At 47.1% G+C, this 22533-nt stretch carries 21 protein-coding genes, 1 pseudogene and 1 riboswitch; of the genes and pseudogenes, 13 read left to right on the top strand and 9 right to left on the bottom strand.

Features of this window, described 5'->3' with window-relative positions:
• Positions 1-182: 182 nt before the first annotated feature.
• Positions 183-2204, top strand: coding sequence for an excinuclease ABC subunit UvrB (uvrB, locus tag AABJ99_RS15875; protein WP_039021612.1), 2022 nt, complete (start codon positions 183-185; stop codon positions 2202-2204).
• Positions 2205-2362: 158 nt separating this feature from the next.
• Here uvrB and AABJ99_RS15870 read toward each other — a convergent pair whose 3' ends face one another.
• Entirely contained in the window at positions 2363-4015 is a 1653-nt protein-coding gene (locus tag AABJ99_RS15870; protein WP_338387375.1) for a hypothetical protein, read from the bottom strand.
• 483 nt (positions 4016-4498) lie between these two features.
• On the opposite strand from AABJ99_RS15870, the gene AABJ99_RS15865 reads away from it, so the two are divergent.
• Positions 4499-6796 (top strand): pentapeptide repeat-containing protein, encoded by a 2298-nt coding sequence (locus AABJ99_RS15865; RefSeq protein WP_039021610.1) that lies wholly within the window; start codon positions 4499-4501, stop codon positions 6794-6796.
• A 175-nt stretch (positions 6797-6971) separates the two neighbouring features.
• Here the strand turns inward: AABJ99_RS15865 and yvcK are convergent, their stop codons facing one another.
• Positions 6972-7880, bottom strand: a complete 909-nt coding sequence (gene yvcK, locus AABJ99_RS15860) for a uridine diphosphate-N-acetylglucosamine-binding protein YvcK (RefSeq protein WP_001246025.1) — start codon at positions 7878-7880, stop codon at positions 6972-6974.
• A 265-nt stretch (positions 7881-8145) separates the two neighbouring features.
• A riboswitch (molybdenum cofactor riboswitch) is annotated at positions 8146-8290 on the top strand.
• Here yvcK and moaA point away from each other — a divergent pair.
• The 10 genes and pseudogenes from moaA (at position 8278) to AABJ99_RS15810 (ending at position 14102) form a co-directional block, all read left to right on the top strand.
• Positions 8278-9267, top strand: a complete 990-nt coding sequence (gene moaA / locus AABJ99_RS15855; RefSeq protein ID WP_001295301.1) for a GTP 3',8-cyclase MoaA — start codon at positions 8278-8280, stop codon at positions 9265-9267. It overlaps the preceding riboswitch by 13 nt.
• A 21-nt stretch (positions 9268-9288) precedes the next feature.
• Complete coding sequence (moaB, locus tag AABJ99_RS15850; RefSeq protein WP_032183780.1) at positions 9289-9801, top strand: molybdenum cofactor biosynthesis protein B; 513 nt, start codon at positions 9289-9291, stop codon at positions 9799-9801.
• Positions 9802-9803: 2 nt separating this feature from the next.
• The gene (gene moaC, locus AABJ99_RS15845; protein WP_338387374.1) at positions 9804-10289 is read left to right on the top strand and encodes a cyclic pyranopterin monophosphate synthase MoaC; all 486 of its coding nucleotides are present in this window, start codon (positions 9804-9806) and stop codon (positions 10287-10289) included.
• The gene (gene moaD, locus AABJ99_RS15840; protein ID WP_000598604.1) at positions 10282-10527 is read left to right on the top strand and encodes a molybdopterin synthase sulfur carrier subunit; all 246 of its coding nucleotides are present in this window, start codon (positions 10282-10284) and stop codon (positions 10525-10527) included. The genes moaC and moaD overlap by 8 nt, the downstream gene beginning before the upstream one ends.
• 1 nt (position 10528) lies before the next feature.
• Positions 10529-10981, top strand: a complete 453-nt coding sequence (gene moaE / locus AABJ99_RS15835) for a molybdopterin synthase catalytic subunit MoaE (protein ID WP_000852287.1) — start codon at positions 10529-10531, stop codon at positions 10979-10981.
• A 136-nt stretch (positions 10982-11117) separates the two neighbouring features.
• A complete protein-coding gene (gene ybhL, locus AABJ99_RS15830) occupies positions 11118-11822 on the top strand; it encodes a Bax inhibitor-1/YccA family protein (protein ID WP_039021609.1) in 705 nt (234 codons plus the stop codon).
• A gap of 108 nt (positions 11823-11930) precedes the next feature.
• Positions 11931-12671: a Bax inhibitor-1 family protein gene (locus AABJ99_RS15825; RefSeq protein ID WP_235841532.1), complete on the top strand. Its 741-nt coding sequence runs from the start codon at positions 11931-11933 to the stop codon at positions 12669-12671.
• Between the two features lie 68 nt (positions 12672-12739).
• Positions 12740-13452 (top strand): annotated as a pseudogene (locus tag AABJ99_RS15820) (Bax inhibitor-1/YccA family protein).
• Positions 13453-13510: 58 nt separating this feature from the next.
• The gene (locus AABJ99_RS15815; RefSeq protein ID WP_001177701.1) at positions 13511-13867 is read left to right on the top strand and encodes a DUF3969 family protein; all 357 of its coding nucleotides are present in this window, start codon (positions 13511-13513) and stop codon (positions 13865-13867) included.
• Positions 13868-13880: 13 nt separating this feature from the next.
• On the top strand, positions 13881-14102 hold the full coding sequence (locus AABJ99_RS15810) for a hypothetical protein (RefSeq protein WP_000471748.1): 222 nt from the start codon (positions 13881-13883) through the stop codon (positions 14100-14102).
• A gap of 3 nt (positions 14103-14105) precedes the next feature.
• Here AABJ99_RS15810 and ybhN read toward each other — a convergent pair whose 3' ends face one another.
• From ybhN to ybhP, 3 genes are read right to left on the bottom strand one after another with little or no spacing between them, the layout of a single operon-like run.
• On the bottom strand, positions 14106-15062 hold the full coding sequence (gene ybhN, locus AABJ99_RS15805) for a lysylphosphatidylglycerol synthase domain-containing protein (protein ID WP_039021608.1): 957 nt from the start codon (positions 15060-15062) through the stop codon (positions 14106-14108).
• Positions 15062-16303, bottom strand: a complete 1242-nt coding sequence (gene clsB / locus AABJ99_RS15800) for a cardiolipin synthase ClsB (protein WP_039021607.1) — start codon at positions 16301-16303, stop codon at positions 15062-15064. Before clsB ends, ybhN begins: the two co-directional genes overlap by 1 nt.
• Entirely contained in the window at positions 16300-17061 is a 762-nt protein-coding gene (gene ybhP / locus AABJ99_RS15795) for an endonuclease/exonuclease/phosphatase family protein (RefSeq protein WP_032183788.1), read from the bottom strand. Before ybhP ends, clsB begins: the two co-directional genes overlap by 4 nt.
• A 132-nt stretch (positions 17062-17193) precedes the next feature.
• Here ybhP and ybhQ point away from each other — a divergent pair, with 132 nt between their 5' ends.
• Positions 17194-17604: a YbhQ family protein gene (gene ybhQ / locus AABJ99_RS15790; protein ID WP_000871981.1), complete on the top strand. Its 411-nt coding sequence runs from the start codon at positions 17194-17196 to the stop codon at positions 17602-17604.
• Here ybhQ and ybhR read toward each other — a convergent pair.
• From ybhR to hlyD, 4 genes are read right to left on the bottom strand one after another with little or no spacing between them, the layout of a single operon-like run.
• Positions 17566-18672 (bottom strand): ABC transporter permease, encoded by a 1107-nt coding sequence (gene ybhR / locus AABJ99_RS15785; RefSeq protein WP_000469031.1) that lies wholly within the window; start codon positions 18670-18672, stop codon positions 17566-17568. The two genes, ybhQ and ybhR, sit on opposite strands and share 39 nt — an antisense overlap.
• Positions 18673-18682: 10 nt before the next feature.
• Positions 18683-19816, bottom strand: coding sequence for an ABC transporter permease (ybhS, locus tag AABJ99_RS15780; RefSeq protein WP_338387373.1), 1134 nt, complete (start codon positions 19814-19816; stop codon positions 18683-18685).
• Complete coding sequence (gene ybhF / locus AABJ99_RS15775) at positions 19809-21545, bottom strand: ATP-binding cassette domain-containing protein (RefSeq protein WP_039021136.1); 1737 nt, start codon at positions 21543-21545, stop codon at positions 19809-19811. The genes ybhS and ybhF overlap by 8 nt, the downstream gene beginning before the upstream one ends.
• The gene (hlyD, locus tag AABJ99_RS15770) at positions 21538-22533 is read right to left on the bottom strand and encodes a secretion protein HlyD (RefSeq protein WP_001296990.1); all 996 of its coding nucleotides are present in this window, start codon (positions 22531-22533) and stop codon (positions 21538-21540) included. The genes ybhF and hlyD overlap by 8 nt, the downstream gene beginning before the upstream one ends.

Below are 22533 nucleotides of genomic sequence, written 5' to 3'. Positions count from 1 at the left end.
TAAGGCCGGAGTTTTATCTCGCCACAGAGTAAATTTTGCTCATGATTGACAGCGGAGTTTACGCTGTAACAGAAATATTATGGTGGGGAACTGTTTTTTTATCCAGTATAATTTGTTGGCATAATTAAGTACGACGAGTAAAATTACATACCTGCCCGCCCAACTCCTTCAGGTAGCGACTCATGAGTAAACCGTTCAAACTGAATTCCGCTTTTAAACCTTCTGGCGATCAGCCAGAGGCGATTCGACGTCTCGAAGAGGGGCTGGAAGATGGCCTGGCGCACCAGACGTTACTCGGTGTAACTGGCTCCGGGAAAACCTTCACCATCGCCAATGTCATTGCTGACCTTCAGCGCCCAACCATGGTACTGGCGCCCAACAAAACGCTGGCGGCCCAACTGTACGGCGAAATGAAAGAGTTCTTCCCGGAAAACGCGGTGGAATATTTCGTCTCCTACTACGACTATTATCAGCCGGAAGCCTATGTACCGAGTTCCGACACCTTCATTGAGAAAGATGCCTCGGTAAACGAACATATCGAGCAGATGCGTTTGTCCGCCACCAAAGCGATGCTGGAGCGGCGTGATGTGGTTGTGGTGGCATCGGTTTCCGCGATTTATGGTCTGGGCGATCCTGATTTATATCTCAAGATGATGCTCCATCTTACGGTCGGTATGATTATCGATCAGCGCGCGATCCTGCGTCGACTGGCGGAGCTGCAATACGCTCGTAATGATCAGGCATTCCAGCGTGGTACTTTCCGCGTTCGTGGTGAGGTGATTGATATCTTCCCGGCAGAATCGGATGACATTGCACTTCGCGTGGAACTGTTTGACGAGGAAGTGGAACGATTGTCGTTATTTGATCCGCTAACCGGGCAGATTGTTTCCACCATTCCACGTTTTACCATCTACCCGAAAACGCACTACGTCACGCCGCGCGAGCGCATTGTGCAGGCGATGGAAGAAATTAAAGAAGAACTGGCCGCCAGACGCAAGGTGCTGTTAGAGAACAACAAACTTCTGGAAGAGCAGCGGCTGACTCAGCGTACCCAGTTTGACCTGGAGATGATGAACGAACTGGGATATTGCTCGGGCATTGAAAACTACTCACGCTTCCTCTCCGGCCGTGGACCAGGTGAGCCACCGCCGACACTGTTTGATTACCTGCCTGCCGATGGGCTGTTGGTCGTCGATGAATCTCACGTCACCATTCCACAAATTGGCGGCATGTATCGCGGTGACCGGGCGCGTAAAGAGACGCTGGTGGAGTACGGTTTCCGCCTGCCATCAGCGCTGGATAACCGTCCGCTGAAGTTTGAAGAGTTCGAAGCATTAGCGCCGCAAACCATCTATGTTTCGGCGACGCCGGGTAATTACGAGCTGGAAAAATCCGGTGGTGATGTGGTGGATCAGGTCGTACGTCCAACCGGATTGCTTGACCCGATTATCGAAGTGCGACCGGTGGCAACACAGGTTGATGATCTTCTTTCGGAGATTCGCCAGCGAGCGGCAATTAACGAGCGTGTACTGGTCACAACATTGACTAAGCGGATGGCGGAAGATCTTACGGAATATCTCGAAGAACACGGCGAGCGTGTGCGTTATCTTCACTCAGATATCGATACCGTCGAGCGCATGGAAATCATCCGCGACTTGCGTCTGGGTGAGTTCGACGTGCTGGTAGGGATCAACTTACTGCGCGAAGGTCTGGATATGCCGGAAGTTTCGCTGGTGGCGATCCTCGACGCCGACAAAGAAGGCTTCCTGCGTTCTGAACGTTCGTTGATCCAGACCATTGGTCGTGCGGCACGTAACGTTAACGGTAAAGCGATTCTCTACGGCGATAAGATCACCCCATCAATGGCGAAAGCGATTGGCGAAACCGAACGTCGCCGCGAGAAACAGCAACGCTACAACGAAGAGCACGGCATTACGCCACAAGGATTAAACAAGAAAGTGGTCGATATCCTGGCGCTGGGGCAGAACATTGCCAAAACCAAAGCGAAGGGCAGAGGAAAATCACGACCGATTGTTGAGCCGGATAATGTGCCGATGGATATGTCGCCGAAGGCGTTGCAGCAGAAAATCCATGAACTGGAAGGGCTGATGATGCAACACGCGCAAAATCTGGAGTTCGAAGAAGCGGCGCAAATTCGTGACCAGTTGCATCAGCTACGTGAGTTGTTCATTGCGGCTTCGTGATGTTGGAGATGGGAAAATGCTCGGTTTCGCTTGTTATGTTCAAAAGCAGTTAACATGCATAGTGCAGTTACACTGGTGAAAAAGGAAGCGTACCAGAGTTGCAAGCGGCTCTGGTACGTTGATGTGCTAAACTTAAACTCATTACTTATTTACGTTATTCATAAAATTTGGCATGTTTTGAATGGTTGCGTTAATACAGAAAGATTTCTTTTTGTTCTCTGGGAAGTAGGATTTTCTGTATTTATTTTCTCTATGACGTCAATCAAGGCATTTGATATCTTAATATTTCCATTGTTAAATGCATATTTGATAAAGCTAAAATATTTATCATGGTCAGTGAGAATTAAATATGGTTTTCTTTTGTACATATCAGTAAGCTCGTTTAAATATTCTAATACGGTTTTATTCACATGCTCGATTGTTAACTCAGGCAATGCAAGTATTAATCTTGTTTCAAAGTCTTGAGTTTTGAAATTACATAATGGAAGACGTTTAATCAAATGGCTAAATAGATTTATTTTATTGATGCTTTCGGTATTCTGGTTTATTAAATAAAGTATGGTGTTGTAATAACTCACTCGTCCTTCGAATGTGCTGAAATCAATCATTTCTCGAAAAAGTTCATCGAAAATGAAAACGTTTTCTGGCGATACTCTGTACAGTTCACTAAGCATTTGAAATGTCAACCCATCTAAAGGTATTCTAAGTTGATACTCTGGTTCACCAGGAACTCTTAACTTATAATAATCACATAATCTGTTTACTTTAGTATCCTGAAATAATTTTAAAAGAAAGGTTGAGTAATCTGAAAGATTAATTCCGGAGAGGCAGTAGGCATGACCCAATTTAGTTATGAATTGAAATTTATCTTCAATGTCAGGAATGTTTGTAACTAAATTTAATAGTTCAGTTAATTGTTTTGGCATATCTTCTTTATAGGCTGATTCAATAGTAAAATATAGTGATATAATATCGCTCCCTTTTATTTCAGGTAATGCTTTGAATAAATGGGTATAGAGTTCAATCTTAATTTTTATATTAGAAAATCTTAGCTTCTCCAGGAAATCCTTTAAGTTAATCTTGATTTTAATAGCTAGATTTTCAAGATAAGAAATAAATAAAATAATACCTCTTATTTTGTCTTCATCATTATTAAAATGATTGATTATTTCCAGGAATGAGTTTTGTAAGTGTGGTTCTGATAATAACATCTCTTTTTTAAAAGAAAAGACATAATTGTTAGCGATATCAAGTAAAAAATGTAAATTGCACGGTTCGTAAAAGCAGGGATCATCTATCGATTGAGTAAAAATATTCTGAATAATGAAACTTATGGCCTCTTTATTATGAATTTTATTTAGAGCGTTTTTATATATTTCAATTAGTAGTGTGTTATTGTTTGTTATATATTGTATTAGGGCTGCTTTAAAGAGGTTTGCAAACAAAGGTATATTTGCGAATATTCTGTTATATTCACTTTCAAATAACTGTCCCATAACTAATAATGTGTCTAAACTTTCCGAAAGCGGCATTCTTGATGTGTTTTCAATTAATAAATCATGTATTGTATTAATATTATTATGTAAACCATTTGATATATTCTGGTAGGTGCTGATATTATTATTTATATATGAACTTATAAGCTGATTATTGAAATCATTTTCACGCCCGAGCTCTTTCCAGCGTGCAAATTCCTCATTAAATTTTTTTGCGCCATTATCAAACCATGAATGCAAAACTTTTGGGGGGCATTTTTCTGGAAATCTTTCCGGAAGACGGGGAGTGCATGATGTAAACAATCTAGGGTGCATAATTATTTCCTTTTAATGTTAAAGTACTAAATTCGCCGCATAATAAGATAATCGTTGCTTTTTGAGGGTACTTACTTACTCAATCGTTTGTTATCAAATTGAGTAATTTTTTAAACAAGTAAAGATATTTTTCTATCAAAAATCGCTCATTTAGTCGGACAAAATTAATGTGTTAATGAAAGTTCGAAGTTAAGTGTGTTTAGATCCTTCTACGCAAGACATAACATGAGTCAAGTTTATCCAATGGACTCAATTTATATTAACGACAATACTCTTTATCTCAATTATCTTAAGTTTAATATAATGATAATGCATATATATTAATTGTTATAATTATAGGTGTAATTATTTAAAAGTTAATAAATAATATGCTTTTATTTGTGTAATCGGGAACAAGCCTATTTGAAATGAGCGATTTTTGATAGTAAATAAACTGTATTCAGGAAGACTGCAGCAATTAATTGTTTATCTGATGGAGGCAGCATGATGTTATCAGTTAATCATCGACAGTCATCTTTTGAAATTGATGAAAAGCGCGCAGAGCAATTGCTTCTTGCTGACAATGACCATACTTTTTATATGAGTAAATGGGAGCGGCTTTTTGATGTGCTGCGATTCATTTTGGGTTTCGAAACGAAAAAAGATTTTTTAAGTAGAATGTATAATGATATCCATTCTCGCTATGGATTGTTTTTATCACCTTACCTTACCGATGAAAAAAAAGAATATAATAAAGAACGTAATGAGTTTTTGACCCTGAAAAATTTTTGTCCTCCGCACATGCATGAGCTTTTTAAGTGCAAGATAGAATTTTCAGACAGTGTGATGACAACAACTTATTTTATTGGAGATAAACCAGTCAGAACTCGACAACTAATTATTTTGCAGGATCCCAATGGGCGCTTTGATTTTTCGAGGCTCAATTTTGAAGATACTGAATTCGGTGAATCAAATTTTTCTAACGTTAATTTTAATGATGCTAATATGAAGAGAGCAACACTCATGGATTGCAAATTGAGCGGTGCTAGTTTTGTAAGGACAGATCTAACAGAAGCCAAGGGTTGTGCAGATTTTTCAGGATGTTATATGGAGTATGCCATATTGAATGGCGCACAGTTTGAAAATAGTTCATTCAAGAATGCCACTTTATTTTCCTGTGATGTTGCTGGTACGAATATGTCGGGGGTAAATTTTGAATACGCAACTATAGAGAGAGGTGACTTTAGTACTTGTATTTTAAAAAATATAGTGTTGCGTGAAGCGAAAATAATAAAAATGCATACGGGATCTATGCGGAAATTTTTCTTTGACGATACTCCTCCATTACAAGATTTAATCAGGGTTGATATATGTAAAGCAAAAGAACATATCCAGAAAATTTATCAAATCTTTGAAGATATCTCTGAAGATTCAATGCCTGAAATAAAAAAAATCCTCGCCAACGAACTGAGTACAAAAAATTGTATCTATGACCTTGCAAAATTAAAAAAGGATGTATCAGAAATTAATTGCTTAGCAAAATACTATACGTCTAACAGACCACCAGAGGGATTAAATGATATATTGCAAAATGATGATATAAATATATTTGATAACTTTATTTTGTCATTAATTACAGTTGATTGCTGTATCTCTTCTTCTTTTTTGTTTAATCTTAGTGAAGAGAGGATTAATTATTATTTAGATCGCTTTACAGAACAACCTACATTAATGTTATCATTTAGTACTGCATATGTAATGATGACTGACCTGGCACTAAAAAGTAAAAATAATATATTGGCAGAAAAAGCATATAATATTTATAAAACATATTTACAACATAAGGATGTTAAACCTTATACTGAAGGAAATGATTATCCAGACTTCTCGGAATGGCGTAAACAACAAGATCATGATGATGCTTGGTACGTATTGTTTTCAGCACAGCAAAATAATCGTGCAATGCGTCTTTCATCTAATGCCTTAAATAAAATGTTGGATACCACTATTAAAAATAAGGACTGGGACCATTTTTATCTATATGCAGCACCAGAACAAGTGTGCTCGCTTGCAGATATTAATCTTAATACCGTATTGATGACCGAATTCCCAGTGTTTTCCTACCCATGGAAACGGTCACAACATAATATTTTATTAAAAAATTATCTCAAAATCCTTCAGCTTGGTGATCTATACGAACCATTTGTCACTGCATCACAAAGTTGTTGTTCTCAAACCAAAATGGATGGTATTGATGAACAAATAAAATTAAATGAAATTTTTGCGCCTCTTATGAAACTCATAGATAATTACTCATTGCAGGCGCAAACTATAGAAGGTGCGGGTTACGAAATGTTAAGTAAAAATAAAAAGATAAAACAAAAAAAGAATGTTAGCGAACTATTGAAGTATAAGTCTTGTTTAAATATTAAGGGAAACCATTATAAAGATTTAATGAAGGCTTGCAGAATGGAAAATGCAAATAAAACGGAACAAGCAATGCTTCTGATAAGTTTTGCTGTCGTGTTCGCAAGATATTCTTCAGCTTCAAGTTTAGGAACGGAATACAATTCTCCGCAAATCCTCAGAATTTACTCTGCTGCTCTTTTACTAAAAGCATATGAACTGGAAAACTCGATTGTTGAATCTGAAGCTCTGGATAACTGGTTAACGGTACTACTGGGATTAGGCTCTGGTTTAAATTGCACGGCCATTTTATCAAAAAATATAGCAGATTATACTCGTTCTCATCATATTGATAAATATTTAGATTCGGTGGCTCCCAAAGCATGGGGATTATAACATTTTTAGAATAGTCATGGCACAAGAAACATCAAGAAGCAAAACTAAATTCCAGAAAGTGGAAAGATAAATGAGCTGCTAACAATGGGGTTGTGCCAAAAAAAGGTGACTATGGCCTTCTATAATTTAAAACGCCATAGTCACAGTCGTATTTTTCTGCCCCCGGCACAGGCGCTTAACCTAGTGCCTGTAATGCCTTTTCCAGTGCGTTATGCAGCAACTGGCGGTCATGACGATAAGGAATATCGCTGGCCTCCAGTACTTCCTGAATCACAATTCTGTTGTTAACTGCGGATACATCAGCTTTCGGTCCAACAACTACCGCATCAATCACTTTTTTACCAACATACTGCTCCATAATCGCCAGCTTATTTTCCAGCTTGAGATTTGCAGCAGGCAGGCTTAATTCTCGCCCCAAATTACCGATATACACCATCGGGGCAGGCGTTCGGCGTAATGCCTGAGCCATTTCCTTGAGCAGCAGAATGGGCATAAGACTAGTATAAAAACTCCCTGGCCCAATAATGATCAGATCCGCCTCATTAATCGCCAGCACCGCTTCACGTGTGGCAGGTACGTTGGGGGTTAAGAGTAGCTCCTGTATCGGCGCAGTGAGCTGGTCAATATTGACCTCGCCGTATACTTCATGCCCCTGATCGTCAATCGCCATTAAATCAACAGGATGCTCCGACATCGGAATCAAATGTGCGTCCACTTTCAACAGATTGCGAATCAGATTAATCGCTTCAAGAGGCCGCACGCTAAGGTGATCCAGTGCCTTCAACATCAGGTTTCCAAGGTTGTGCCCGGAAAGTTCGCCATTACCGCCGAAACGATATTCAAACATTGCGGAAGCGACGCTGGGTTCCGTTATCAACTGGTTAAGGCAATTGCGCATATCGCCCCAGGCAATTCCACCTTCTGAGCGGCGAATACGCCCCGTTGAACCACCGTTATCCGTGGTGGTCACGATACCCGTTAAACGAGAACCCAAAGACGAAAGTGATGAGAGAACGCGTCCCAGTCCATGCCCTCCGCCGAGAGCAACGACACGATCAAGGTCAGCCAACGTACGATTGCGCATTATAGTTTCCTGGAGTCAGATTTTCCGCGCTACAGTAGCGCAAATTGCGGGGAAACAGCAATTAACCTGCCAATATTGAGGATACAAACTATTTTCTTCTACCTCTAAAGGACGATGCACGCTATGCCTCCCTGATGATGTATATCAAAGTAAAACCGCCATTTTCCCTTATTCTGTAGCGAAATAGCACGATCATGACGCTATATACATGATTACATAACGAAAGTGTGGATGGTAAAAATCACATTTACACGCTAGTATCGGCTTAACCACTAAACACTCTAGCCTCTGCACCTGGGTCAACTGATATGGTGCTTTGGCCGTGACAATGCTTACAAAGATTGCCACCAGGGCGAAGGAAGAAATGACTTCGCCTCCCGTATCTGGAAAGGTGTACATGGCTTCACAACTGACTGATGCATTTGCGCGTAAGTTTTACTACTTGCGCCTGTCGATTACCGATGTGTGTAACTTCCGTTGCACCTACTGCCTGCCGGATGGCTACAAACCGAGCGGCGTCACCAATAAAGGCTTTCTTACCGTCGATGAAATTCGCCGGGTTACGCGCGCCTTCGCCAGTCTGGGCACCGAAAAAGTCCGTCTGACGGGCGGAGAGCCGTCTTTGCGTCGCGACTTTACCGATATCATCGCCGCTGTGCGAGAAAACGACGCTATTCGCCAGATAGCGGTCACCACCAATGGTTACCGTCTGGAACGCGATGTAGCGAACTGGCGTGATGCTGGTCTTACTGGTATCAACGTTAGTGTCGATAGCCTCGACGCTCGCCAGTTTCATGCTATTACCGGACAGGATAAATTCAATCAGGTCATGGCAGGGATCGATGCTGCATTTGAGGCCGGTTTTGAGAAGGTCAAAGTCAATACCGTACTGATGCGTGATGTTAATCATCACCAACTCGACACCTTTCTGAACTGGATCCAGCATCGCCCCATCCAGCTGCGTTTCATCGAACTGATGGAAACGGGCGAGGGCAGCGAGCTTTTCCGCAAGCATCATATCTCTGGGCAGGTTCTGCGTGACGAGCTACTGCGTCGCGGTTGGATCCACCAATTACGTCAACGCAGCGACGGTCCCGCGCAAGTCTTTTGTCATCCGGATTACGCCGGAGAAATTGGCCTTATCATGCCGTATGAAAAAGACTTCTGCGCCACTTGCAACCGCCTGCGCGTCTCCTCCATTGGTAAACTCCATCTCTGCCTGTTCGGTGAAGGCGGCGTTAACCTGCGCGATTTACTGGAAGACGATACCCAGCAACAGGCGCTGGAAGCACGTATTTCAGCGGCGCTGCGGGAGAAAAAACAGACCCATTTCCTGCATCAAAATAACACCGGTATTACGCAAAACTTATCGTACATTGGCGGCTAAAACGTCAAAAGGAGAGATCAGATGAGTCAGGTAAGCACTGAATTTATCCCGACCCGTATTGCTATTCTTACGGTTTCTAATCGTCGCGGCGAAGAAGACGATACCTCCGGTCACTATCTGCGCGACTCGGCGCAGGACGCGGGTCATCACGTTGTCGATAAAGCCATTGTGAAAGAAAACCGCTATGCGATTCGTGCTCAGGTATCTGCGTGGATCGCCAGCGACGATGTACAAGTGGTGTTGATTACGGGTGGTACTGGCCTGACCGAAGGCGATCAGGCCCCTGAAGCACTGCTGCCGCTGTTCGACCGTGAAGTTGAAGGTTTTGGTGAAGTGTTCCGGATGTTGTCGTTCGAAGAGATTGGCACCTCAACGTTGCAATCTCGTGCGGTAGCGGGTGTGGCTAACAAAACGCTAATTTTCGCCATGCCCGGTTCAACCAAAGCGTGCCGTACCGCCTGGGAAAATATCATCGCACCGCAGCTGGATGCCCGTACGCGTCCGTGTAATTTCCATCCACATTTGAAGAAATAAGTATGTCGCAACTGACCCATATCAACGCCGCTGGCGAAGCGCACATGGTGGATGTCTCCGCCAAAGCAGAAACCGTGCGTGAAGCGCGCGCCGAAGCCTTTGTCACCATGCGCAACGAGACGCTGGCGATGATCATTGATGGTCGCCACCACAAAGGCGACGTATTTGCCACTGCGCGTATCGCCGGTATTCAGGCGGCAAAACGCACATGGGATCTGATCCCGCTGTGTCACCCGCTGATGCTCAGCAAAGTTGAAGTCAATTTGCAGGCCGAGCCGGAGCACAATCGGGTACGTATAGAAACCTTATGCCGCCTGACTGGGAAAACCGGCGTTGAAATGGAAGCGTTAACCGCGGCCTCCGTGGCGGCGCTGACCATTTATGACATGTGTAAAGCGGTGCAAAAAGATATGGTGATTGGTCCGGTACGTTTGCTGGCGAAGAGCGGCGGCAAGTCAGGTGACTTTAAGGTGGAAGCGGATGATTAAAGTTCTTTTTTTCGCCCAGGTGCGCGAGTTGGTGGGAACAGATGCAAGCGAAGTGGCTGCGGATTTCCCAACCGTTGAAGCGTTACGCCAGCATCTGGCTGCGCAGAGCGATCGCTGGGCGCTGGCGCTGGAAGATGGCAAATTGCTGGCTGCCGTCAACCAGACGCTGGTGAGTTTTGACCATCCGCTGACTGACGGCGACGAAGTGGCTTTCTTCCCGCCGGTAACCGGAGGTTAAGATGGCAGAAACCAAAATTGTTGTCGGCCCGCAGCCGTTCAGCGTAGGAGAAGAGTATCCGTGGCTGGCTGAGCGTGACGAAGACGGTGCGGTAGTCACCTTTACCGGTAAGGTGCGCAACCATAACCTTGGCGACAGCGTCAAAGCATTAACCCTCGAACACTATCCGGGGATGACTGAAAAAGCACTGGCAGAAATTGTCGATGAAGCGCGTAACCGCTGGCCGCTGGGGCGCGTCACGGTGATTCACCGCATCGGGGAATTATGGCCGGGCGATGAAATCGTTTTTGTCGGTGTCACCAGTGCGCATCGCAGCAGTGCGTTTGAAGCCGGGCAGTTTATTATGGATTATCTCAAAACCCGCGCACCGTTCTGGAAGCGCGAAGCCACGCCGGAAGGCGACCGCTGGGTCGAAGCTCGGGAGAGCGATCAGCAGGCGGCAAAACGCTGGTAGTTTTTTGTTAGCCGGATAAGGCACCGCTGCGTCCGGCAATTTCACCGCTCAGTATATGCGTTTACGCTGCGTCGATGCACAGCCTCATCATTTTGCAGTATCCTTAAGATATTCCTTATATCTTCAGGAGATCGTCATGGACAGATTCCCACGTTCTGATTCAATTGTACAACCCCGGGCTGGCTTGCAAACTTATATGGCGCAAGTCTATGGCTGGATGACCGTTGGCTTGTTGCTGACCGCATTTGTTGCCTGGTATGCGGCTAATTCTGCGGCCGTGATGGAGCTATTGTTCACTAACCGTGTTTTTTTAATCGGTCTGATCATCGCTCAATTAGCACTGGTTATTGTGTTATCAGCGATGATTCAAAAGCTGAGCGCAAGTGTAACGACCATGCTCTTTATGCTTTATTCGGCGCTGACGGGTCTGACGCTTTCCAGTATTTTCATTGTCTATACCGCCGCCTCGATTGCCAGTACTTTCGTCGTTACTGCCGGGATGTTCGGCGCAATGAGCCTGTACGGTTACACCACCAAACGTGATTTAAGTGGCTTCGGCAATATGTTGTTTATGGCGTTGATCGGCATTGTGCTGGCATCGCTGGTGAACTTCTGGCTGAAAAGCGAAGCATTGATGTGGGCAGTTACCTACATCGGCGTGATTGTCTTTGTCGGATTGACGGCGTATGACACGCAGAAACTGAAAAATATGGGTGAGCAGATTGATACCCGCGACACGTCGAACCTGCGCAAATATTCCATTCTTGGCGCGTTAACCTTATATCTGGACTTCATCAACCTGTTCCTGATGTTGCTGCGGATCTTCGGCAACCGCCGTTAATTCTTTTTCACCATCAATATCCCGGCCATGTGTCGGGATTTTTTTCGGATTTTATAAAGACTATTCCGCTCATTTACATGAGAACTCAGTCGCTGCAAATGCCAGACTATGTCCACTACGCAATTTCAGGGGCAGATAACGCAATTGAACAGACGATCCACTGCTACTCAATTACAGCAAAAAAGCGCTTCGCTCAGCAAAATGCTGTTCCTCATTTGGTGGTTAACAGCTGCTGGAGTATGGGCTACGGCAGGCTGTGCCTGGATATTTCAGCACTTGCATTGGGTTGCTTCACTAGAATCTCCAGGCGCGTTTGTCTTCGCTTTATCTGCGCTGATAATAATTGGTTTCTGGTTAAACGATGCCCTGAAAAGGCTCGAGGCATCAGGCGCATGTCTGGTCTATCTGCTAATAATCCTGCTTAATGGCTTTCTCTTCTCCAGACTTTTTACCTTTTCGAGCATAGCGAGGGTAATGGGAATTACGGGAGGGATGTTTGCCGCTATGGCGCTAATATGCTGTTGTATTAATAGGGTTATCCCACCAGTTAGACAGTTATGTTTATATATCTTCTGTGGTTTGAGTATTGCTTTTGTTGTTAACCTGATTCTTACCAGCAGTTTTTCCGTATGGTTAGCGAGTATTTTGACTGTCGTTATCTGGGGCGTTACGGCTGCCTGTGAAGCAACAACACTGGAAGATTTGATCCGTGTTGCCGACAACTCTGAATTTTCAGGTGTTCTTCGCTGTATTGTTGCAGGGGCAATAACACTCTATTTCAGTATCCTAAGCGTCCTTTTTAGACTTGCTGTAACGGTTCTTGACTTTATTAATGGTTTAGTGTGGTAGCGTGAATTGATGAGTTTTTTGCGTTAATTGCAATAGATATTGATTTTCAACTTAAGGATATAAAAATAATGAAATCGTACTCATCAAAAAACATAACTAATGATTTTCAGTACGAGGCCAGGATATTAAACGGCATATGGCTCATTACCGCTTTAGGTTTGGCGGCAACCGCAGGACTGGCCTGGATAGCTAATTATCTCGAAATTACGGCAACCAAATATGATTCACCACTAATGTATGTTGTCATAGGATTATTATTACTTTGTATGTATGGCTTAAGTAAAGATATCAACAAGATAAATGCCGCCATCGCAGGCGTAATGTATCTGTTTTTAATCTCTTTGGTGGCGATTGTCGTTGCTAGTTTAGCTCCTGTATCTGCCATTATCCTTGTGTTCAGCACTGCGGGCGCGATGTTTTTAATCAGTATGCAGGCCGGTTTATTATTTAATGTTGATCCTGGTTCTCACCGTTTCATCATTATGATGACGTTGACAGGGTTGACTCTGGTGATCAGCGTAAATACCGCATAATGAGTGAACGGCCTGTTTGGGTAATAAGTTGCTTAATGATTGTGTTATGGTCAGGCATTATCTCGCATGGACGAAATAAGCTCCTTGAACTGGCAGGAAAATGCCATAGCGAAGAGTTGTGGAGTCCGGTTCGTTGCGCTGTTACAGGTGCATTAACACTCTATTACTATTTTATCGGCTTCTTTGGGATTCTTGCAGCAATAGCGATAACGCTTGTCTGGCAAAGGCATACGCGGTTTCATATTTAACGCACTTTCGACTTACGTTTAGAAATGTAGTATCTGAAATACAATAGTGGAGAATATCATGCAGTTAGTTTGTACCATCGATAATAAATATATGGATAAATTTATGGCTATACTGCTTTCAGGAGTGTTACATTCCTTGAAAGAAGGCACGATAACTATAGATGAATCTGAACTACTAGTTTTCAGACCTTTTATTTCCAGGCTTTTACACAAAAATGATTGTGATAAAGAACTAATAGAGATAATTGATCTTGGTTGTGATCTTGAAAATATTGAATCATTAGTTCCTGAGTATCTTGATGATGCTATAAAAAACTTAATAATCAAAACAAGTGATTTTACATATGCAATAAAAGATAGTTATCCTTTGAGTAATAAAATGGAACATGCAGTATCTTTTATGTTTAGAGATTAAAAAGGTTTATAAAATGTTCAAAGATAAAACTCTGGCAGCAGATATCAGCGCATTAATGCTCAATATTGGTTCTCAATTAGATGCATCAGTATTATATGTTCAGCAAGCTTGCGATGAATCTGAGCTTAATATTTATCGTTCCGCCGTCGGGGAAATTATGGGGCGCATGTTAATCGATATCATGAACCCCATCTATAAACAGCATCCCGAACTTAAACCAAAAGAACTTAACTAAACTTCACATCGCCGCTTCATTTTTCGCCCGTAGCTTCTTCGCCTGGCTTTCCAGTAACAGGTAACAGATCAGCGCCAGCAGCAGTGGGATAAAGTAATACAGAACACGGTAAGCGAGCAGGGCGGCGATAATCGTTCCTTTTGATGTATGTTCCCCTGCCAGTAGCGCAATAAACACCGCTTCCAGCACCCCAATTCCTGCTGGAATATGCACAATTACCCCGGCAATACTGCTTACCAGCAACACGCCCAGTACAAAGAAATAGTTCACGTTTTGACCCAGCAACAGCCAGATAATCGCTCCCATTACCATCCAGTTAACGCTGGAAATCAGCATCTGGGCGAGGGCGAATTTCCATGAAGGCAGCACCAGCTTTTGCCCTTTGATGGTCATATGGCGGTGCTTCGCGAAAGCGCAAAACCACAAATAAACCGCGATAATCAGCAGTAAGCCGATGCCGAGAATACGCAGCGTAGTTTGATCGACATACCAGTGATCCGGCAGCTCCACCACGCCTGCGGTAAAGATAATCCCGGCCAGCAAAATATAGCCCAGCCAGTTGGTGGTAATACTGAGCGAGAAAATCCGCGTAATAGTGCTGCCCGGTAACCCTAGCCGGGAGTACAAACGATAGCGCATACCAATGCCGCCGACCCAGGTACTGAGCGTCAGGTTGAAGGCGTAGCAGATAAACGACACCAGCATCACCTGGCGCTTTGCCAGTTTATGACCGCAGTAGAAGCGGGCGAGCAGATCATAGCAGCCATATATCAGATAGCTGACGACCACCAGCCCAATCGCACTGAGCAACGCAACGCGATTGTAATCGCGGATGACCTTCCAGACCTCTTCCCAGTCTACCTTTTTGGCGTAGATCACCAGCAACACAATCACTGCGATAAAAAACAGCCAGGTGAGGATCTTCTTTGCTAAGCGCCAGCGCGGGCGTGATTTACTCATCAGGGTTTCACCCCCGTATTTTCAGTTTCTATCCGATCCTGAGTTTCCATCGTCGGTTGTGCGGGGGGATCAACTTGCGCCAGACGCGGCGTGTGCGCCGGAAGCCAGCCCACCAGCGCCGGGAAGTGGCGCAAAAAATGGAATGCCAGCACGCTTTTGGTCAGGTTCCACCAGGTGCGTTTCGGCAGCATGGATTCATCCACTTGTTGACAGTCGGCAGCGATGATGCCGTTCAGATTATCGCGTAGCGTCTGGTTAAAATTACGATCGTGAATGATGACGTTTGCTTCGAGATTTAGCGACAAACTGAGCGGATCGAGATTACTGGACCCTACCGTCGCCCAGTGATCGTCCATCAATGCCACTTTACCGTGGAGCGGGCGACGGCGGTACTCAAATACCTGAACGCCGCCTTTAACCAGATAGTTGTACAGTAAACGCGCGCCGACTCTGACAATGGGCATATCCGGTTCGCCCTGAATGATCAGTTTGATCCGCACCCCGCGCCGTGCCGCTTTACGTAAGGCGTGCAAAAATCGATAGCCAGGAAAGAAGTAGGCGTTGGCGATAATCACTTCCCGACGCGCCTGAGTGAGCATTTTCAGATAGTGGCGTTCGATATCATCGCGATGTTCTTCGTTATCGCGCCAAACTAATAATACCTGCGCTTCTCCCGGCTGGCGGTTTTCTTCCGCTTTGTGATGACGTCGCCACCAGCGTCGTGCTGCGCTGTGTCCTGGCAGGTTTTCCAGTTCAAACTGGAGAATATCTTCGACAATCGGCCCTTCAAGGCGCACTGCGTAATCCTGTTTAGCCTCTGGACCGTAGCTGGACATATGCTCGGCGGAGTAATTCAGCCCACCAATAAAGGCGATACGTGCGTCGATCACCACAATTTTGCGATGCATCCGGCGAAACACATTGGTGCGCATACCAAAAAGGCGAGGGCGGGGATCGTAGTAGCGGAACACCACGCCAGCTGCCGTCAGTTCATTGACAAACTCATCGCTGAGATCCGGTGAACCGTAGCCATCCAGCAAGACTTCCGCTTTTACCCCGCGTTGCGCTGCTGACAGTAGCGCCGCATGCAGCTGTTTGCCGACGTCATCCTCAAACCAGATAAACGTTTCAAGGATGATGCGTTCTTGCGCCTCGCCAATCGCCTTAAACACCGCGGGATAATATTGCTCGCCGTTTTCCAGCAACTGGATCTTATTGCCTTCGCGCCAGCTACATTTCATAAATGAATCTCCGCACTTAAAGGGGCATGATCAGAAAGGTGTCGCCATGTCCGCAGCGGCAACGCGGTTGGCGCGCTGGCGCTGGCATTTTTGATGTAGATCCTGTCCAGTCGTAGTAGAGGAAATTGCACCGGAAACGTACGCGCCGGGCGTCCGTGGGCGCGGGTAAATATCTCATCCAGCCCGGCCTGCACTTTTAAGGGATGATTGGCTTTTTGCCGCCAGTCGTTGAAATCACCCGCCACTAATACCGGTTCGCCGTCCGGCAGCTCATTCACCCATTCAGCGAGCATCGCAAGCTGCGCCTGACGGTGCGCTTCACGCAGGCCCAGATGTACGCACATCACATGAATCGCTTTCCCGGTCATCGGCGGCACAATACGGCAGTAGAGCACGCCGCGCTTTTCCGCACCATCGATTGAAACATCACGATTCTCATAATGTTCAATGGGATAGCGTGACAGTACGGCGTTTCCATGATGCCCTTCCGGGTACACCGCATTGCGACCGTAGGCAAAATCGCTCCACATAGTGTCGGCGAGAAACTCGTAGTGCGAGGTATCGGGCCAGTTTTCCACATGCAGCGGATGAACTTCGTGCGCACCCATCACTTCTTGCAGGCAAACAATATCGGCACTGACGGTACGCACGGCGTCGCGAAGTTCCGGCAAAATGAAGCGTCGGTTAAACGCGGTAAAGCCTTTGTGAATGTTGATGGTGAGCACCTTGAACGAAAATTGTTGTGTTTGATCGGGCATAATTTTCCTGTCTTTGCCTCTTATCTCATTGAAATAGTGTAGTCGGCGTCACAAAAAGGTGCGGTCTTACGGAATTTTCCGTAAAGTTCGGTACTCTGAGTAAGTAGAGATAAATTCTTCAGGAGAGAAGCCATGAAGTGGCAACAACGTGTTCGTGTCGCAACGGGTCTAAGTTGCTGGCAGATTATGTTGCATTTACTGGTAGTGGCGCTGCTGGTGGTGGGCTGGATGAGTAAGACTCTGGTTCACGTCGGCGTGGGATTATGCGCACTGTATTGTGTCACGGTAGTGATGATGCTGGTGTTTCAGCGCCACCCCGAGCAACGCTGGCGTGAGGTGGCAGACGTGCTGGAAGAGCTGACTACGACCTGGTATTTTGGCGCAGCGCTGATTGTGCTGTGGCTGTTGTCCCGCGTACTGGAAAACAACTTTTTGCTGGCAATTGCAGGGCTGGCAATCCTTGCTGGCCCGGCGGTAGTGTCTTTGCTGGCGAAAGATAAGAAGTTACATCACCTTGCGTCTAAACATCGCGTACGCCGCTGACCCTGTCGTGGCCGTTATCACCAGTAGCGGCCACAAACTATTCCACACAATATCCAGACTCGCATCCTTCAAATAAATCTGCTTGGTAATGTCCGTAAAGTGGCGAATAGGGTTAATCCACGTCAGGTTTTGCAGCCATACTGGCATGTTTTCCACTGGCGAAACGTAACCGGAAAGGAGAATGGCGGGCATCATAAAGACAAACACGCCGATAAACGCCTGCTGTTGCGTTGAACAGAGTGACGAAATCAACAGACCGAATCCCACCAGCGATAAACCGTAAATCACCATCGTAAAGTAGAATAGCGCCAGCGATCCGGCGAAGGGGATTTGATACGCCCAGATACCAATCGCCAGCACAATGGTGGCCTGGAAGGTGGCGACAATTAATGCCGGTACGGCTTTGCCGATGAATATCTGCCAGGTGGTGAGGGGAGAAACCAGTAACTGATCGAGCGTACCCTGTTCACGTTCGCGGGCGACGGAAAGTGAAGTGACGATCATTACGCCGATAGTGGTGATCATGGCGATCAGCGACGGCACCACAAACCATTTGTAGTCGAGATTCGGGTTATACCAGTTGCGTACCACCAGCTCGCTGTTGTTAGGTTTCGGTTTTCCTTCCAGCAGCTCCTGCTGATAATTTTTGACGATCTGTTGCAGGTAGTTGGCGGCAATTTGCGCACTGTTGGAGTTGCGTCCGTCGAGGATCAACTGCAATGGCGCGGTCTGGAAGGTATCCAATTTGCGTGAGAAATCAGCCGGGAAACGCACCAACAATAACGCCTTTTGCGTGTCGATGGTTGGGCGGATCTCCTGTGGGCTTTTCAGCAGCAGCACGTGGGTAAAGGCGCTGGCGCGGGCAAAACGTTGAGTAAGTTCTACCGAATGTTCGCCGTTATCTTCATCGTAGATGGCGATGGTGGCGTTAGTCACTTCCAGCGTGGCGGCGAACGGGAACAGGATCACCTGAATCAGCACGGGCAAAATCAGAATCGCGCGGGTTTGCGGTTCGCGCAGCAGCGACTGCAACTCTTTGCGGATTAACGTCCATAAGCGATGAAACATGCTCTTCTCCCTAATCCAGCCGACGTTTGGTTTTTAGCCACGTCAGGCCGATAAACATCACCGCCGAAGCGATCAAAAACAGCACGTTCACCACCAGCACCACTGGAATATTCCCGGCGAGGAACAGGCTTTGCAGGGTGCTGACGAAATAACGTGCGGGAATAATGTACGTCACCGCGCGGATCACCGCGGGCATACTGTCGAGCTGAAAAATAAAGCCGGAAAGCATAATCGACGGCAGAAACGCGGCGTTCAGGGCGACCTGAGCGGCATTGAACTGGTTGCGGGTAATCGTAGAAATTAGTAGCCCCATCCCCAGGGTACTGAGTAAAAACAGGCTGGAGATAAAAAACAGAATCAGCAGTGACCCGCGATACGGCACGCCGAGAATAAACACCGACACCAGCATACACAGCAGCATCGCCAGCATCCCGAGGAAGTAATAAGGGATCAGCTTACACAGCAACAGTTCCGTGCGGGTTATCTCCGTAGAGAGTAACGCCTCCATGGTGCCGCGTTCCCACTCCCGCGCCACCACCAGCGAGGTGAGAATCGCGCCGATAACCGTCATGATGATGGTTACCGCACCGGGGATAATAAAGTGCTGGCTAATCGCCGCCGGGTTAAACCAGTAGCGAGTCTGGACGTCGATAAGTGGTTCAAAAGTCTGCCCGTTGTCCTCTGCCCGCTGCATTTGCCAGATCTGCCAGATCCCTTCGACATAACCTTGCACAAAGTTAGCGGTATTCGGCTCACTGCCGTCGGTGATCACCTGAATCGGCGCGGTAGCGTTGGCGCGCTCCATCTGTTCGGCGAAATCCACCGGAATCACCACCAGGCCACGAATTTTTCCCGCCTGCATTTTGGCGATTAATTCCTGACGGTTATCGCTGATGGTGGCGTCGATGTAGGGCGAACCGGTCATGGTATGGGTGAAATCCAGCGCCGCTTCGCTACGCTGTTCCAGCAAAATCCCAACCCGCAGCTTGCTGGAGTCGAGGTTAATGCCGTAGCCAAATATAAACAGCAGCAACAGTGGGATCACCACTGCAATCAGCCAGCTACTCGGATCGCGAACGATCTGCCGTGTCTCTTTGACGCACAGCGCCTGCACGCGACGCCAGGACAGGATCGGATTACTCATTGCCATGCTCCTTATCCCAGTCGTGGATCAACTGAATAAAGGCCTGCTCCATTGTGGGATCGGGTTGCTCGTCGTTGGCCGACTGCGCTTTCAAATCATCTGGCGTGCCGCTGGCGATTAATTTCCCACGATACACCAGGCCGATGCGGTCACAATATTCTGCTTCATCCATAAAGTGGGTGGTGACCATTACCGTGACGCCTTTCTCTACCATGCTGTTGATATGCAACCAAAATTCACGGCGGGTGAGGGGATCAACGCCGGACGTCGGTTCATCGAGAAACAGAATGTCCGGTTCATGCATCAGCGAACAGGCCAGCGCCAGACGCTGTTTAAAACCTAAGGGCAGTTCATCGGTCGCGTGGGAAGCGATACTTTTCAGGCCGAACGCCTCACTCATACGGGCGATTTTTTCGTTCTGCGCCCGCCCGCGTAAGCCATACACACCAGAAAAAAAGCGTAAATTCTGTTCGACCGTCAGGTTGCCATAGAGCGAAAACTTTTGCGCCATATAGCCGAGATGCTGGCGCGCTTTGCCAGAACTCTCTTTCAGATCCATACCCAGCACCAGCGCCTGGCCAGAGGTCGGTACCAACAAGCCGCACATCATCTTAAAGGTGGTCGATTTCCCTGCGCCGTTTGGCCCGAGCAAACCAAAGATTTCACCGCGTTTGACGGCAAAGTTGACGTGATCGGTGGCGGCAAAATCGCCAAACTTTTTGGTCAGCTCTTTCGCTTCGATCACCGTCTCGCCAGGTGTACCTTCCACCGTATGCAATATTGCGCCCAGCGGTGATTCCGAGGTTCCAGCTCCGCCCAGCAAATCAATAAACGCATCTTCAAAGCGGGGCGTGGTTTGGCTGATGTCGATTTCTGGCATCCCGTCGGCGTGGCGAATATCGTCTGGTGTGGCCTCTTTTTTGAGGATCAGACGTACCGATTTCCCCTGAATCATGCCGTCGCTCACCTGTGGCAGTTTCAAGGCGCGTTGCAACAATTTGCGGTTGCCCTCGTGCGGGCTGGTCATCAGAAAGCTACGTCCGGCCATGGTTTGCGTCAGGGCCGTCGGTTCTCCCTGATACAGCAACTCGCCTTCGTTCATCAGTAACACGTCACGGCACTGTTCGGCTTCGTCAAGATACGAGGTACTCCAGAGGATTAACATCCCTTCGCCTGCCAGCTCATGCACCATCTGCCACAATTCGCGGCGTGAGATAGGGTCAACGCCGACGCCAGGTTCATCGAGCAGCAACACTTTCGGTTCGCCCACCAGCGTACAGGCCAGGCCGAGTTTTTGCTTCATCCCACCAGAGAGCTTGCCCGCCAGGCGTCCGGTAAACGGACCGAGAGACGTAAACTCCAGCAGGCGAGCAAAAGTCTGCTTACGTGCCTCGCCAGTGACGCTGCGCAAATCCGCGTACAGATTGAGGTTCTCCATCACCGTGAGATCTTCATACAGGCCGAATTTCTGCGGCATATAGCCGAGAACGGCGTGCAGCGCGCCGTCGTTTTTGATCGGATCAAAGCCAATCACCGTGGCGCTGCCGCTATCGGGTTTCAGTAATCCCGCCAGCATCCGCATCAGTGTGGTTTTACCTGCGCCATCCGGCCCCACCAGCCCCGTTACATAACCAGCATGAATGGTACAGTCGAGCGGCGCGGCGGCGGGCTTGTCCATGCCCGGAAAGCGTTTTTCCAGACCGTTCAGCGTAATAACGGCATCATTCATGTCCTGCCTCGTTACCGAATTGCACCGTCACTGGCATTCCCTGGCGTAAGGCATCATCGGCGTCGGTCACCACAATACGCAGGCGATAGACGAGGTCGGTACGCAGATCCGGCGTTTCGACGGTTTTTGGGGTAAATTCAGCAGTCGGTGAAACGAAACCAATCTGCCCGTGATACGGCTTGTCCGGGCGACCGTCGGTATAAAGCAGCACTTTGCGCCCCGGCTGGGCCTGGTCGAGATTACGTTCATCAACATAAGCGCGCACCCACACCGGACGTGTCAGTGAGACGGTAAAGACTGTGCCACCTTCATTGAGCACCGTGCCAGGCTCTACCGCGCGGGTTAACAGCGTGCCATCAGACGGTGCTATTAACGTTGAGTCCTGTAAATTCAGCTCCGCCTGCGCCAGTTGCGCCTGCGCCTGTTCGAGACTGGCTTTCGCCTGGGCGATGTCCTGTTCACGATTACCGGAGCGATACTGACGCAATTTATCCTGTGCTGATTTCAGCGTTGCCTGCGCCTGGTCGCGCGAGGAGCGGGCATTTTCCAGGTCGTTTGCCGAAATAGTGCGACTTTTCCACAACCCTTGCTGGCGGTTGTAGAAGTTCTGCGCATAGTCATATGCGGCCTGCGCCTGTTTTACGGCGGCGGCGGCCTGAGCGATTTCTTCATCGCGATACCCGGCAAGCATCAGGTCATACTGCGCCTGTGCCACCGAAACACCCGCTTTTGCCTGCATCAGGGCAATTTCATACGGCTTATGATCCAGTTCACCCAGCACCTGGCCCGCTTTAATCGCATCACCTTCGTCTACGGCCAGCGATTCAACGCGACCACCGACACGGAAGCTAAGATTCACGGTGCGAATATCCACGTTGCCATACAGCGTCAGGCCGTTATCCTGGCGGCTTTGATACCACCAGTAGCCTCCGGCAACCACGGCGGCAAGTACCACTACCGCCAGTCCGATCACGACAGGTTTTTTCAT

Source organism: Escherichia coli (genome assembly GCF_036503815.1).
Lineage (GTDB): Bacteria > Pseudomonadota > Gammaproteobacteria > Enterobacterales > Enterobacteriaceae > Escherichia > Escherichia coli_F.
This window is presented reverse-complemented; position numbering and strand designations above follow the sequence as displayed.

Excerpts from the sequence above, each read along its gene's own strand:
- uvrB (WP_039021612.1), top strand. The coding sequence starts at position 183 with ATGAGTAAACCGTTCAAACTGAATTCCGCTTTTAAACCTTCTGGCGAT.
- AABJ99_RS15870 (WP_338387375.1), bottom strand. The coding sequence starts at position 4,015 with ATGCACCCTAGATTGTTTACATCATGCACTCCCCGTCTTCCGGAAAGA.
- AABJ99_RS15865 (WP_039021610.1), top strand. The coding sequence starts at position 4,499 with ATGATGTTATCAGTTAATCATCGACAGTCATCTTTTGAAATTGATGAA.
- yvcK (WP_001246025.1), bottom strand. The coding sequence starts at position 7,880 with ATGCGCAATCGTACGTTGGCTGACCTTGATCGTGTCGTTGCTCTCGGC.
- moaA (WP_001295301.1), top strand. The coding sequence starts at position 8,278 with ATGGCTTCACAACTGACTGATGCATTTGCGCGTAAGTTTTACTACTTG.
- moaB (WP_032183780.1), top strand. The coding sequence starts at position 9,289 with ATGAGTCAGGTAAGCACTGAATTTATCCCGACCCGTATTGCTATTCTT.
- moaC (WP_338387374.1), top strand. The coding sequence starts at position 9,804 with ATGTCGCAACTGACCCATATCAACGCCGCTGGCGAAGCGCACATGGTG.
- moaD (WP_000598604.1), top strand. The coding sequence starts at position 10,282 with ATGATTAAAGTTCTTTTTTTCGCCCAGGTGCGCGAGTTGGTGGGAACA.
- moaE (WP_000852287.1), top strand. The coding sequence starts at position 10,529 with ATGGCAGAAACCAAAATTGTTGTCGGCCCGCAGCCGTTCAGCGTAGGA.
- ybhL (WP_039021609.1), top strand. The coding sequence starts at position 11,118 with ATGGACAGATTCCCACGTTCTGATTCAATTGTACAACCCCGGGCTGGC.
- AABJ99_RS15825 (WP_235841532.1), top strand. The coding sequence starts at position 11,931 with ATGTCCACTACGCAATTTCAGGGGCAGATAACGCAATTGAACAGACGA.
- AABJ99_RS15815 (WP_001177701.1), top strand. The coding sequence starts at position 13,511 with ATGCAGTTAGTTTGTACCATCGATAATAAATATATGGATAAATTTATG.
- AABJ99_RS15810 (WP_000471748.1), top strand. The coding sequence starts at position 13,881 with ATGTTCAAAGATAAAACTCTGGCAGCAGATATCAGCGCATTAATGCTC.
- ybhN (WP_039021608.1), bottom strand. The coding sequence starts at position 15,062 with ATGAGTAAATCACGCCCGCGCTGGCGCTTAGCAAAGAAGATCCTCACC.
- clsB (WP_039021607.1), bottom strand. The coding sequence starts at position 16,303 with ATGAAATGTAGCTGGCGCGAAGGCAATAAGATCCAGTTGCTGGAAAAC.
- ybhP (WP_032183788.1), bottom strand. The coding sequence starts at position 17,061 with ATGCCCGATCAAACACAACAATTTTCGTTCAAGGTGCTCACCATCAAC.
- ybhQ (WP_000871981.1), top strand. The coding sequence starts at position 17,194 with ATGAAGTGGCAACAACGTGTTCGTGTCGCAACGGGTCTAAGTTGCTGG.
- ybhR (WP_000469031.1), bottom strand. The coding sequence starts at position 18,672 with ATGTTTCATCGCTTATGGACGTTAATCCGCAAAGAGTTGCAGTCGCTG.
- ybhS (WP_338387373.1), bottom strand. The coding sequence starts at position 19,816 with ATGAGTAATCCGATCCTGTCCTGGCGTCGCGTGCAGGCGCTGTGCGTC.
- ybhF (WP_039021136.1), bottom strand. The coding sequence starts at position 21,545 with ATGAATGATGCCGTTATTACGCTGAACGGTCTGGAAAAACGCTTTCCG.
- hlyD (WP_001296990.1), bottom strand. The coding sequence starts at position 22,533 with ATGAAAAAACCTGTCGTGATCGGACTGGCGGTAGTGGTACTTGCCGCC.